Below are 12,394 nucleotides of genomic sequence, written 5' to 3' on the forward strand. Positions count from 1 at the left end.
TCGCCATCGATCCTTGCACCCCACGCGACACCCGGCCCGGTTCACAATGCACCGATGAGCGCGATTGAGGACCTGCTGGCCCGAGCCCGGGACCGCCTGGACAGGGTGTCGCCCGAAGGGCTGGCCGCCGAGGCCGCGGCCGGAGCGCTGGTGGTCGACACCCGGCCGGTCGAGCAACGCGAGCGGGACGGGCCGCTGCCCGGCGCAATCGTCGTCGACCGCAACGTGTTGGAGTGGCGGCTGGACCCGACCTCGGCACACCGGCTGCCCGTCGCGACCGACCACGACCGGCGGATCATCGTGGTCTGCAACGAGGGGTACAGCTCCAGCCTGGCCGCGGCCACCCTGCGGGACCTGGGCCTGCACCGGGCGACCGATCTGGTCGGCGGGTACCACGCCTGGCGGCAGCATCGGGCCGAGCAGCCCTGATCGTTCAGCCGGCGACCAGGTCGCGGTCCAGCGGCACCCGGAACTTGGGGATGACCCGGGCCGGCCCGATCCACTCCTGCAGGCGGGCCGCCTCGGCCGCGACGGCGGCGCCGGCCGCCGCGCCGATGTCGGTCAGCAGCCGGGTCACCACCTCACCGGAGGGTCGCTGCGCCCAGCCGCCGACCACCCGGCCGTCACACCACACGGTCGGCCCGATGTTGCCGGTGCGGTCGAACAGCAGCGGTTTGAACTCGGGCGGGAAGTACCAGTCGCGCTCGATCCAGCCCATCGGCGTCGGATCGAGCGCGGGCAGCAGGGCCACCCACGGCGCCGGGACCGGGACCGGATCCAGATCCGCGGCGAGCACGGCCCCGGGCCCGTCGTCGAGGTCGATGTCGACGGCGCCGGCGGCGGCCAGCGCGGCCTTGGTGTCGCGGCCGTTCCACCCGGTCCACCAGGCGACGTCGGCCACCGTGGCCGGCCCGAACCGGGCCAGCCAGGCCCGCACCAGCCCGGCCCGAGCCACCGCCGGATCGAGCTCGGCGATGCCGTTCGGGAACCAGCTCTCGATCGGCCCCCACTCGTACTGGGCACCGGTCCAGGCACCCTTGGTGCGCCCGCGCACGACCAGCCCGTCGGCGGCCATCAGGTTCAACACCCGGGTGGTGATGGTGCTCGACCCGCCGTAGGCCTTGCCCTCGGCGTAGACGAGCTTGGTCCGCAGCCGCGGCTCGGCGGTGGACAGCGCCGTCGCCGGCGACCCGCCGGTGGTCCGCACGAGTTCGTGCACCGACCCCTCCACGTCGGCCAGCCAGGCGCCCGGTGCCTGCACCACCGCCGTGAGGTCCTTGATCAGCGCCGCCCGCAGCCGAGCAGCGACCGCGTCGGACGACGATCGCTGCACCAGCGCCACCAGGTCCGACGGCACGACGAACATCGTCCGGCGCATGCCCAGCATCCGGACCAGCGACCGGTCCTCGTACAGCGCGCGGCCCAGGTCGTCCGGAGCCAGGTCCGCCGCGCGCGCCGCCACCGAGAGGTAGACCGTGGCCGGGTCGGTCGCGTGCAGTACCAGCACGTCGGCGGCAACCGCGCCGGCCGGGCGGCCGACCGATCGGGCGGCCAGGCCATGGCGGAGGCCGAGCCGGGCCCGGCGCTGCTCGACGGTGATGCGTTGCCCCATCGACCCACTCTCGCACCCGGGCCGTCTCGGAGAGCGGCGGGCCGGACGGCGACGGGGTGGATGCCGGCGCGGATGAAGCAGGCGACTGTCGTCCCAGCCGTCACCAACGACGTCGGTTCCGCCGCGCCGGAGTAATTGACACGAAAGTCTTCAGGGCGCGCGGCTCTCAGGGCACGGTGCAGGGTGGGGCGTCCGTGACGGAGCTCCAGCGGTGCTGCAGGTGAGGGTCAGGCGGTTTTCGGGAGGGGTTCGAAGTGGGCGGCGTAGCCCAGTTCTTGGGCTTGGCGGGTGATCCGGCGAAGGACGTTCTGGGGGTGGCGTCGCTGGTGGTATCCGGCGCCGAGTTCGCGGTAGGGCTGGTTGCTGACCAGCATGTGCCAGATCGAGCGCAGGATGCTGTGCTCGAGCGCGACGATGGTCTTCAGTCCACCGATGCGTGGTTTGAGGCGGTGATGACGGTCCTGCAGGAACGTGTCGTGGACTTGCATGCTGGACATGGCGGCCTGGCCCAGCGCGCCTTTGAGGTAGGAGTTCCCGGGTCTGGTCCTGGCTTTCTGGTTGACCTGGGCGGATTGATGGTGGCCCGGACAGATGCCGGCCCAGGACGCCAGGTGTCCGGCGGTGGGGAACTTGCTCATGTCCGCACCGGTCTCGGCGATGATGACGACCGCGATCTGTTCGCTGACCCCGGGGATGGTGATCAGGAGTCGGAGCTGGCCGCGAAAGGGTTCGATCACCACCTCGATCTGGCTGCTCAGTTCCTCGATCGCCGCGGTCAACTGATCGATGACCTGTAGATGCAGTTTGAGCATGAACGCGTGGTGGCCGGTGAACCGGCCGGTCATGGCCATGGTCAGCTGCTCACGCTTGAGGCTGTCAAGTTTTCTGTGTAAGTCGCGATGTTGATCTTGGGTTGGGGTTGGTCAGCTGATCCTGGGGGTGATGCGGTCGGGGTATTGGATGGCCAGTGCACCGAGCGCGGGTTTCCAACCGGTGGTGACCTGGCCCTCGACGAGCCGGCCCTCGGCGGTGCGTCCGACTCGTTTGCCCTTCTCCGCGGCCCGGTCCCGGGCGCGTTTGTCCTCGATATCGCGGATGGCCAGCCACAGCAGCTTGACCACTGCGTCGTCGTTGGGGAAGTGCCCGCGGTTCTTGATGATCTTGCGGAGCTGGTAGTTCAACGACTCGATCGCGTTCGTGGTGTAGATGATCTTGCGGACCGGCCATGGGAACGCCAGGAACGGGATGAACCGGTCCCAGGCGTCCTGCCAGGTCCGCAGGCAGGCCGGGTAGCGGCGGGCCAGATCGGTCTCGGCGAACGTCAACAGCGCCGTCTCGGCGGCGTCCACGGTCGGGGCGGTGTAGATCGTCTTGAGCTGGGCCACGACAGCCCGCCGGTCGGTGTAGGACACGAACCGCATCGAGGCCCGGATCAGGTGGACCACACACGTTTGGACGGTCGTCCGCGGCCAGGTCGCCTCGATCGCCTCGGGTAGCCCGGTCAGCCCGTCGCAACACACGATCAGCACGTCCTTGACGCCCCGGTTGGCCAGCTCGGCGCAGACCCCGGCCCAGAACTTGGCGCCCTCGGTGGACTGCACCCAGATCCCCAGCACGTGCTTGATCCCGGCCATATCGACGCCGACGGCGATGTACGCGCTCTTGTTCCGAACCTGGTGCCCGTCGCGGACCTTCACCACGATCGCGTCCAGGTACATGATCGGGTAGAGCTCTTCCAACGGCCGGGACTGCCAGGCCTTGACCTCTTCCAGGACCGCGTCGGTGATCTTGCTGATCGTGTCGTGGGACAGCTCGGTGCCCAGTGTCCGGGCCAGATGGGCCTGGATATCGCGGACGGTCATGCCGCCGGCGTAGAGGCTGATGATCTGCTCGTCCAACCCGCCCAGGCGGCGTTGGCCCTTGGGCACCAGCCGCGGCTCGAACGTCGACTTGCGGTCCCGCGGCACGCTCAACGGAACCGGACCGACCTCGGTCGAGAGCGTTTTCGGGGTGTGCCCGTTCCGACTGTTCGGCGAGCCCCGACCAGCCGGGTCGCCCGCTTCGTAGCCCAGGTGCCCGGTCAATTCCGCGGCCAGGCCTCGTTCGAGCACAGCCTTGATCATCTCCGGCAAGAACCCGCCCTCGCCGGTCAACCTGACCCCGCCGGCCTCGGCGCGGTCGATCAACTCATCCAGCCACACGTCGTCGGCCAGCAACTCCCGCAGCTGCCGACCAGTCGACCGGGCCGGACCCGGCACCTCATCATCGACCGGCGACGACGGCACCGATGAGGACTGCTCGGTCATGGTCATGATCCGCTCCTTCGCGAGGCACCCGCCTCAGCATCCGATCGCGGTTCCTACACAGACCATCTGACACGCCCCGTGGTGGCCGGTGAACCGGCCGGTCATGGCCATGGTCAGCTGCTCACGCTTGCCTTTGAGCGAAGCCTTGGCCAACCCGGCCAGCACCTTGGGATCACGCTCACCGGCGACCAATGTTGACCGGCGCTCTTCTTGGCGATGATGGCGTCGTTGTTGTTGACGATGGGCTGGGTGTTGAAAGGCCCCGCCCGGTGGTGCTGGGCGGGGCCGTGGTGGTCGTGGTGACGTGGTCGTCGTCGGAGTGATGTTTAGTCGCCGCCGGTTTCGGCGATCGCGGCGCGGGCGGATTTCTCGTCGACGATGGCTTGGTTGCGGGCGAACGCAGCGGTCAGCGCGTTGATCGCGAGGTTGTTGACGGCGCGGGGGTAGCCGCGGGCGGCGTTGTGGATCAGGGTGATGGCGTCGCCGCTGAACAGGGTGTCGCTGCGGCCGGCGATTTTGAGGTGGTGGGTGAGGTAGTCGGCGGTTTCCTGGTCGGTCATCCCGGTCAGGGTGCAGCGCACGGAGATCCGTTGGTCCAGGGCGGCGAGCACCCCGAGGCGGAGCCGGTGCCGCAGGGTGGGTTGCCCGACGAGCAGGGCTGCGAACGGGCTGCCGGAGTCCATGTCGTGGTTGGACAGCATGCGTAGTGCTTCGAGTTGCTGGTTGTCCAGCAGGTGGGCTTCGTCGATGACCACGACGGGGGTGCGGCCGCGTTCGGCGTGTTCGGCGGCCAGGGCGTCGGCGGCTTGCGGGGCCAGGGTCGCGGTGTAGAACGACGGGGTCCGGCCGAGGGCGGCGACGATGTGGTGGAGCATGCCGCGGACCCCGACGGAGGGGTTGGGCAGGTAGATGACGACGTGTCGGCTGCTGTCCAGGGCGGCGGTGGCGGCGCGGACGGCGACGGTCTTGCCGGCGCCGACCTCGCCGGTGATCACGCCGAGGGCGTGTTGGTCGACGCACCAGCTGATCCGGGCGATCGCTTCGCCCAGTCCGCGGTGCCGGTGCAGCATGCCCGGGGCCAGGTTCCGGCCGAACGGCATGCGGGTGAACCCGTAGTGGGCCTGGAGCCGTTGCACGCTCATCCGGCCACCCCCGGCCGTTCGCCCTGGTCGGGTCGGTCGTGGGTGTTGATGTCGGCCAGGGCGTCGTCGATGCTGAGCTGTCCGGGCAGTTCACCGGGGTAGAGGGCGTGGTAGTTGATCTTCTGATCGGTGGTGATCTGTTGTTGGTGGTCCTGCGCAACCAGCGCGAGGTAGTCGATCCCGGTCCGCGGTGTAGTGGCCGGCTCCGGGGTTTCGGGTCGCGCTTTGGGGTGGGTGTGCCGGTGGATGCGGTGCGGCACGGCCGGCCCGTGATCGCGGCCGTCGTAGCGGACGCGGATGGTTTCCAGGTCGAACGGGGAGAACACCAACTCGACCTTCCGGCCGGCCAGGACCTGGTCGACCTGGTAGGTGTTGCCGTGCAGCGACACCGTCGCGGTCTTGGTCACCACCCGTTGTTCGGACCACAGGAACGCCTCGGTCAGATCGGCCGGGGTCGGCATGGCCGGGGACCGGCCGGCCCGCTGCCACCCGTCGTTCCAGCGTTGCAAAGGGGTTTGCCCGGTCTCGGAATGGACGCGGTGGTGGTAGGACGCTTCGACCCACGCGGTGAACGATCCGTTGAGTTCCAGCAGCGCCTGGGCCGGGGTCATGATCGCGTCGCGGACCTTCTCGGCGGTGCTGTCTTCGATCTCGACGAGGAACTGGTCCCGCACGCTGCGGAACCAGCGTTCGATCTTGCCCCGCCCCTGCGGCTGGCCGGGACGGGAGTGGACCAGCCGGATCCCGAGCACCGCGCAGGCCCGCAGCAGCCAGTTGTCGACGAACGCGGACCCGTTGTCGACGTAGACCGAGCCGGGGACGCCGCGGCTGCCCAGGGCGGGTTGCAGGGCCGCGGCCAGTCGGACGGTGTCCTCGGCGAACCCGAACCGGTACCCCACGGCCAGCCGTGAATGATCATCAAGGAAAGCGAACAGGTAGGTTTTCCGGCCGGCGACCCTGGGGCCGTGCAGGGCGTCACCGACCCACCGTTCGTTGCAGTCCGGGGCCTCGAACCGGCCGAACACGGCCGGGCCGGCGCCGCCGGGGACCATCAGGTCCAGCCGGTGAAAATGTCGTAGCAGCGTCGTTTCCGACGGTGACCAACCCGTGCTGGCTCGCAGGATCCGCGCGACCTGGGCGACCGTGCGGTCCGGGTTCTCCCGTTTCAGGGCGGCGGCCAGCTCGAACACCTGGGCGTCGATCCGGGCGCCGGGCTGCCGGGGTGACGGGGACAGGGCCTCGAACCCGCCGCCCCGGTAGCGGCGGATCCACCGGTCCAACGATTCCCGTGAGTACCGGACCCGGCCGCCGAACGGGCCGTCGTGGTCCCGGTCGGCGATCGCCCGGACGATCCGGCCGCGTTGCTTGGTCGAGAGCCCGGGTTCCAGGGCCGGGCAGATCAGTTGATATCGGAACAACGCGATCTGCTGCGCCCGTTCCCGTTGTTTGACCGTGTCCACGCTCATCACACACCCGTCCTTCGCCGCTCAAGCTGCCCGGCAGGTGTTGCCGGGCAAGGGTCTTCGCGACGATCCCGGACCACCAGCCGCGGCGTCAGGGGCAGCTCGTGTTGATCAACACGGTGTCGACGGCCGGGGCCAGCCCGGGGACAGGAGCCGACCACCCGAGGACGCGCAGGCGACCTGAGCGGCCGTCACCGTGCCGACCAACCCGGCCGACCCGAACCGGGACGTGATCGCCAGCCAGGCCGCGGCGACCGCGGCCACCACGTCCCGCCAGGCGTCGCCCGCCGCGTCCGGGACGGCCTGGTCCACGCCGGCCCGGCGGGTGACCACGGTGAAATGCACCCGGACCGGCTCGAGCCGGGTGCTCATCCGGCGCAGCCACCCACGAGCGGTCGACGTCGGCGTCCCGACCAGGGCAGCGATCGTTCGGTGTCCGTGGCCGGCCGCCCGCGCGACCAACGCGGTCCAGATCACCGCGGCCGCGTCAGCCCGCCGCAGCAGCACCGTGACCGGCAGCAACACGTGCGTGACCAGGCACAACGAACACCTGGCCCGGCGGGGCTGCAGCGTCCCGACGCCACGGACCTCACGTCGGCGGGCCCACCCCCACGGGGTCAGCACCCCCGGGCAGACCGGACACGGCACCCCGCCGGCTGTCAACCGGGACTCGACCAGAACCTGATCCGCCTCTACCGTGACCAACGGGTGCCTCCGTGCATCCGAGCACGGCCCTCCCGCACAGGTCTTCCCGGACACGTCGGCGGGAGGGCCGTTGTCCAATTTTCCGATGCTGGTCACACTGACGGTGACGACCACCAGACTCAACCCACCAGCAGCCGCCGCACGTTCATCGGCAGCATCGATGACGAAGCACGGGTCAGCGGTCGTCATCCAGGGCGGTGGTCAACAACCAATGCCTCCAGCATCAACCGGCACGAGACCCCGTTGATCCTGGTAGCGACAGATGTCAGCTTGATACCCGCGTCTTCGAGCACGGACTGCAACCGGTTGTACTCGCGGGCGCGGTCCCTGGTCAGGTCCGCATGGGTGCGGGTCAGGTCCCGCAGCACCCGGATCGGTGGTGGCGGCACCAGCGAACCCCGGACCAGGCCGTGGGCGGCCAGATCGGCCAACCACTGAGCGTCCGACACATCCCTTTTCCGGCCAGGGAGACCTTTGACGTGCCGCGGATTGACCAGCATCACCTCGAACGGTGCATCTTCTAACAGGTAGTAAAACGGCTTCCAGTAGTCGCCGGTCGATTCCATCACCACCAGCGTGACTCGCTGCTCGAGCAGGAACGTCCGCAACGCAAGGATCTGATCGGTCATCGACCCGAACGTGGTGACCTCGTTCCGGTAACGGCCACCCGGGGCGCCCGGCACCCGGATACACACCTTCACATCACGCTTGGAAATGTCCATCCCGGCGCAGCGCTCATGCAGCACTTCCACAGCTGTCCAACCCCTCCCGGTCACGCCACTCGACCGGCCCGGGCGGGTTACCCGGCCGGGCGCGTCTCGGGCGGGACCAGGGAAGTCAGGAGTTTGACACTCGTGCTCAAAGCAACAATCCGCTGTCCCCGCGGTGGTGAGGGGTCCCGCGCCTCCACGTTGATCCACGGACCGAACCACAGCACCAACTACGTTCACAGGGTCACCGAGACGACGCCCCAGCAGCATCGCCCACACGGCAGCCACCGCCAGACTTTCACCCTCACCACAGAGGGCAACAAGCTCTGCGTCGTTGATCCGCGCGGACGGGTGGGCCGGGGCGGCGGGGGATGACGGTTCGACTGCCTCGACTGAGATGGGGCGGCGATCGTGGAGCCTACTCGGGCGAAGCGGACGCCGGCCGACCCGTCTCCCGGCGGCTTGTCACGCCCTGGTGAGTTTTTCCGGCCTCGCCGCGGCCGCCCTCACACGATCGGCGTAAGGGGGGCTTTGATCCTGCCGCGGTTTGCGGTTACGCTCGCTCCGAGTAATCGTCGACGCTGCGAGGAGCGCCTGTGACGAATTCGCCGCGCCGGAGCCCGCTTGCGGGCCGAGCCAGCCGTCCCACCATGAACGCGTGAGGAACCCGTAGTGGCGGACATCGACACGGCCGGACTCAAGGCGAACTTCGGCGAGGTCGCGGGGCACGGGCCGGACGTGGTCGCGCAGTACTTCTACAGCTACCTGTTCCTGCGCTACCCCGAGACGCGGGACATGTTCCCGCCGTCGATGGCCAAGCAGCGCGACCGCCTGGTCGGCGCCCTGGTCCGCATCGTCACCAACGTGGACAACATCGCCGAGCTGGTCCCCTACCTGGAGGACCTGGGCCGCGATCACCGCAAGTTCGGCGCCCTGTCCGCCCACTACCCGGCGGTCGGCGAGGCGCTGATCACCACCTTGCGCCACTTCAGCGGCGATTCCTGGACCGAGAAGCTGCACGACGACTGGGCCGCCGCCTACGGCCTGGTCGCGGCCACCATGTCCGGCGCGGCCGAGAAGGTGGACGCGTCCGAGCCGGCCTGGTGGGACGCCGACATCACCGAGGTCGACCTGCGCACGTTCGACCTGGCCGTGCTCAAGGTCCGCACCGAGACCCCGCACCCCTACGTCGCCGGCCAGTCCATCTCGGTCGAACCGAGCACGTTGCGACCCCGCGAATGGCGCCTGTACACGCCGGCGAACGCCCCCGGCGGCCTGGAGATCGAGCTGCACGTCCGGTTGATCGACGGCGGCCCGGTGTCCACCGCCCTGGTCCGCAGCGCCGCCCCCGGCGACAAGCTGCGGCTGGGCCCGCCCTTCGGCCAGATGGTGCTCGACCCGGCGTCGCGCCGGCCGCTGCTGCTGGTCGGCGGCAGTACCGGGCTGGCCCCGCTCAAGGCCGTCATCGACCAGCTGGCCCGCGACGGCGGCCGGCCGACCCACCTGTACTTCGGGGCGCGGTCGGTCCGCGAGATCTACGACCGCAAGGACCTGGATCTGCTCGCCGAGCGGTACCCCTGGCTGACCGTGGTGATCGCCATTTCCGACGACATTCGCTGGAAGGGCCCCCGCGGCGTGGTCGGTAAGGTGGTCGCCAACGCCGGCGACTGGTCGTCGCACGACGTGATGGTCTGTGGCTCGCCCGCGATGGTGAAGTTCACCGTCGCCACCCTTATCGCCTCCGGCGTACCGGAGAATCAGATCAAGTTCGAGGATTTCGGCGACGCGTGACGGCGACCGAGCACCGGTCGATCAGAAGGAGAAACCCATGACGGACTCGACCTCCGGGCTTCGAAACCTCGATGCGGTCACCGGCGCGGACCTGCAGACGGTCACGTTCGGCACCTCGAAGGGGTTCGGCCGCGGATACGACCAGCACGAGGTCGACTCGTTCGTCGTGCGCTGCGCCCAGGTCGTCGACCGGCTCCGGGCCCGGATCGACGACGTGGCCGCCCAGTACCAGTCGCAGATCGCCGAGTTGCAGGAACGCATCGACCGGGACAGCCGCAGCAACGAGGTCGCGCAGGCCATGAGCGTGCTGATCACCGCGCAGCAGACCGCCGATAAGACCGTGGCCCAGGCGGACGAGTACAGCGCCAAGGTGATGGCCGAGGCCCGCGAGCTGTACGAGGACACCCGCAAGAACGCCGCGACCCTGGAGCAGGAGACCGAGGACAAGGCTCGCCACGTCTACGAGGAGGCGCTGAGCCGGGCCGAGGCGATCGAGCGTGAGGCGACCAGCCGGGTCGAGCGGATGAACCTGAACTCCGAATCCGTGCAGACCGAGCTCGACCAGCAGACCGCCTACCTGCGCACGCTGCGGGACACCACCCGGGTGCAGATCCAGACGTTCCTGGAGGGGCTGCTGGACCACGTCACCGACGAGTACGGCAAGGCCCACCCGATCGCCGCGGAGGCCGCGTCGGCGGCCACCGCCAACGCCCGCAAGGTGAAGCGGGCGGCCCGCTCGGGCAGCAAGGCGCCGGCCAAGACGATCAAGGTGGCCGGCCTGAACCCGGTCCGCCGCGGCCTGCCGGCGTTGCCGCCGCAGCCCGAGCCGGTCTACCAGGAGCAGTACTACGAGCAGGTCGACGTCTACCGCGACCGCTAGCCCCGCCCGCCTCCGACGAGCCCCCGACCGTTGCGGTCGGGGGCTCGTGCGGTGCGCGGCCGGTCAGAAGCAGACGGCGCCCTTGGCGGCCGAGCCGACCAGCTTGGCGTACTTGCCGGCGACCCCGAAGTTCAGGTTCTGCTCGCGGGGCTCCCAATCGGCCCGGCGTCGCTCCAGCTCGGCCTCGTCGACCAGCAGGTCCAGGGTCTTGGCGGCCAGGTCGAGCCGGATCTGATCACCCTCCTGCACCAGCGCGATCGGCCCGCCGTGCGCTGCCTCCGGGGCGATGTGCCCGATGCAGGGGCCGGTGGTGCCGCCGGAGAACCGGCCGTCGGTGAGCAGCAGGACGTCCTTGCCCAGGCCGGCACCCTTGATCGCGCCGGTGACGGCGAGCATCTCGCGCATCCCCGGGCCGCCCTTGGGGCCCTCCCAGCGGATGACGATGACGTCGCCCTTGCCCAGCGTGCCGTTGGTGACCGCCTCGAGCACCCCGGCCTCGCCGTCGAACACCCGGGCCGGGCCGGTGAACTCGGCGTACTCGATCCCGGCGCTCTTGATCACCGCGCCCTCCGGGGCCAGCGAGCCGTGCAGGATGGTGATCCCGCCGGTGGTGTGGATCGGATTGGACAGCTTGCGCAGCACGTCGCCGTCCAGCTCCGGCGGGTTCAGCTCGGCCAGGTTCTCGGCCATCGTCTTGCCGGTGACGGTCAGCGTGTCCCCGTGCAGCAGGCCCGCGTCCAGCAGCGCCTTCATCACCACCGGCACCCCGCCGATGCGGTCCACGTCGGTCATCACGTAGCGGCCGAACGGCTTGACATCGGCCAGGTGCGGGGTCCGCTCGCCGATCCGGTTGAAGTCCTCCAGGGCCAGGTCGACCTTGGCCTCGTGCGCGATGGCCATCAGGTGCAGCACCGCGTTCGTCGACCCGCCCAGCGCCATCAGCACCGTGATCGCGTTCTCGAACGCCTTCTTGGTCAGGATGTCGCGCGAGGTGATGCCGGCGTCGATGAGGGCGACGACGGCCTGCCCGCTGCGGATCGCGTAGGTGTCCCGGCGCGCGTCCGGGGCGGGCGGCGCGGCGCTGCCGGGCAGCGACATGCCCAGCGCCTCGGCCACGCTGGCCATCGTGTTGGCCGTGTACATGCCGCCGCAGGCGCCCTCGCCCGGACAGATGGCCTTCTCGATCTCGGTCAGCCGCTCCCGGCTGATCTTGCCGGCCAGGCAGGCGCCGACGCCTTCGAAGGCGTCGATGATGGTGACGGTCTCGCCGTCGAGCTGACCGGGCAGGGTCGAGCCGGCGTAGAGGAACACGGCCGCGATGTCCAGGCGGGCCGCGGCCATCAGCATGCCGGGCTCGGACTTGTCGCAGCCGGCCAGCAGCACCCCGCCGTCGAGCTGCTCGGCCCGGAAGACCGTCTCCACCGAGTCGGCGATGACCTCACGGCTGACCAGCGAGTAGTGCATGCCGCCGTGGCCCATGGAGATGCCGTCGGACACCGAGATGGTGCCGAACTCCAGCGGGTAGCCGTCGGCCTCGTGCACGCCCTGCTTGGCCGCCTTGGCCAGCCGGTCCAGGGACATGTTGCACGGGGTGATCTCGTTCCAGGAACTGGCGACGCCGATCTGCGGCTTGCGCCAGTCGTCGTCGCCCATGCCCACCGCCCGCAGCATGCCGCGGGCCGGAGCCCGCTCGATGCCGTCGGTGACGATGTGGCTGTGCGGCTTGCGGTGCTGCTTTCCTGCGGCGTCGGCGGCGGTCTCGCTCATGGGCTCGACCCTACTTCG

General features: G+C 69.8%; 10 protein-coding genes and 1 pseudogene. 3 read left to right on the forward strand and 8 right to left on the reverse strand.

Going from position 1 to position 12,394, the window contains the following annotated elements; all coding sequences use genetic code 11:
• Window positions 1-54: 54 nt before the first annotated feature.
• Window positions 55-429 (forward strand): rhodanese-like domain-containing protein, encoded by a 375-nt coding sequence (locus NAMU_RS24500; RefSeq protein WP_015750023.1) that lies wholly within the window; start codon window positions 55-57, stop codon window positions 427-429.
• A gap of 4 nt (window positions 430-433) precedes the next feature.
• On the opposite strand, the gene NAMU_RS24505 is transcribed toward NAMU_RS24500, so the two are convergent.
• The 7 genes and pseudogenes from NAMU_RS24505 to NAMU_RS24535 form a co-directional block, all read right to left on the reverse strand.
• Entirely contained in the window at window positions 434-1,612 is a 1,179-nt protein-coding gene (locus tag NAMU_RS24505; protein ID WP_015750024.1) for a winged helix DNA-binding domain-containing protein, read from the reverse strand.
• 227 nt (window positions 1,613-1,839) lie between these two features.
• On the reverse strand, window positions 1,840-2,463 hold the full coding sequence (locus tag NAMU_RS24510) for an IS110 family transposase (protein ID WP_015746762.1): 624 nt from the start codon (window positions 2,461-2,463) through the stop codon (window positions 1,840-1,842).
• 72 nt (window positions 2,464-2,535) lie between these two features.
• Complete coding sequence (locus NAMU_RS24515; protein ID WP_407669224.1) at window positions 2,536-3,918, reverse strand: IS256 family transposase; 1,383 nt, start codon at window positions 3,916-3,918, stop codon at window positions 2,536-2,538.
• A gap of 326 nt (window positions 3,919-4,244) precedes the next feature.
• The gene (locus NAMU_RS24520) at window positions 4,245-5,060 is read right to left on the reverse strand and encodes an ExeA family protein (protein ID WP_015750026.1); all 816 of its coding nucleotides are present in this window, start codon (window positions 5,058-5,060) and stop codon (window positions 4,245-4,247) included.
• Complete coding sequence (locus NAMU_RS24525; protein WP_015750027.1) at window positions 5,057-6,526, reverse strand: DDE-type integrase/transposase/recombinase; 1,470 nt, start codon at window positions 6,524-6,526, stop codon at window positions 5,057-5,059. The genes NAMU_RS24520 and NAMU_RS24525 overlap by 4 nt, the downstream gene beginning before the upstream one ends.
• Before the next feature lie 108 nt (window positions 6,527-6,634).
• Window positions 6,635-7,228, reverse strand: a complete 594-nt coding sequence (locus NAMU_RS24530) for a hypothetical protein (protein ID WP_015750028.1) — start codon at window positions 7,226-7,228, stop codon at window positions 6,635-6,637.
• 206 nt (window positions 7,229-7,434) lie between these two features.
• Window positions 7,435-7,980, reverse strand: a pseudogene (locus tag NAMU_RS24535) (IS110 family transposase); the annotation flags it as partial.
• Between the two features lie 630 nt (window positions 7,981-8,610).
• On the opposite strand from NAMU_RS24535, the gene NAMU_RS24540 reads away from it, so the two are divergent.
• Both NAMU_RS24540 and NAMU_RS24545 read left to right on the forward strand, forming a co-directional pair.
• On the forward strand, window positions 8,611-9,729 hold the full coding sequence (locus NAMU_RS24540; protein ID WP_015750031.1) for a globin domain-containing protein: 1,119 nt from the start codon (window positions 8,611-8,613) through the stop codon (window positions 9,727-9,729).
• A 37-nt stretch (window positions 9,730-9,766) separates the two neighbouring features.
• A complete protein-coding gene (locus NAMU_RS24545; RefSeq protein WP_015750032.1) occupies window positions 9,767-10,609 on the forward strand; it encodes a DivIVA domain-containing protein in 843 nt (280 codons plus the stop codon).
• 63 nt (window positions 10,610-10,672) lie between these two features.
• On the opposite strand, the gene ilvD is transcribed toward NAMU_RS24545, so the two are convergent.
• On the reverse strand, window positions 10,673-12,376 hold the full coding sequence (gene ilvD / locus NAMU_RS24550) for a dihydroxy-acid dehydratase (RefSeq protein ID WP_015750033.1): 1,704 nt from the start codon (window positions 12,374-12,376) through the stop codon (window positions 10,673-10,675).
• Window positions 12,377-12,394: the final 18 nt, after the last annotated feature.

Origin of the sequence: Nakamurella multipartita DSM 44233, from assembly GCF_000024365.1 — a bacterium.
In the GTDB taxonomy this organism is placed as follows: Bacteria; Actinomycetota; Actinomycetes; order Mycobacteriales; family Nakamurellaceae; genus Nakamurella; species Nakamurella multipartita.

Excerpts from the sequence above, each read along its gene's own strand:
- NAMU_RS24500 (WP_015750023.1), top strand. The coding sequence starts at position 55 with ATGAGCGCGATTGAGGACCTGCTGGCCCGAGCCCGGGACCGCCTGGAC.
- NAMU_RS24505 (WP_015750024.1), bottom strand. The coding sequence starts at position 1,612 with ATGGGGCAACGCATCACCGTCGAGCAGCGCCGGGCCCGGCTCGGCCTC.
- NAMU_RS24510 (WP_015746762.1), bottom strand. The coding sequence starts at position 2,463 with ATGGCCATGACCGGCCGGTTCACCGGCCACCACGCGTTCATGCTCAAA.
- NAMU_RS24515 (WP_407669224.1), bottom strand. The coding sequence starts at position 3,918 with ATGACCGAGCAGTCCTCATCGGTGCCGTCGTCGCCGGTCGATGATGAG.
- NAMU_RS24520 (WP_015750026.1), bottom strand. The coding sequence starts at position 5,060 with ATGAGCGTGCAACGGCTCCAGGCCCACTACGGGTTCACCCGCATGCCG.
- NAMU_RS24525 (WP_015750027.1), bottom strand. The coding sequence starts at position 6,526 with ATGAGCGTGGACACGGTCAAACAACGGGAACGGGCGCAGCAGATCGCG.
- NAMU_RS24545 (WP_015750032.1), top strand. The coding sequence starts at position 9,767 with ATGACGGACTCGACCTCCGGGCTTCGAAACCTCGATGCGGTCACCGGC.
- ilvD (WP_015750033.1), bottom strand. The coding sequence starts at position 12,376 with ATGAGCGAGACCGCCGCCGACGCCGCAGGAAAGCAGCACCGCAAGCCG.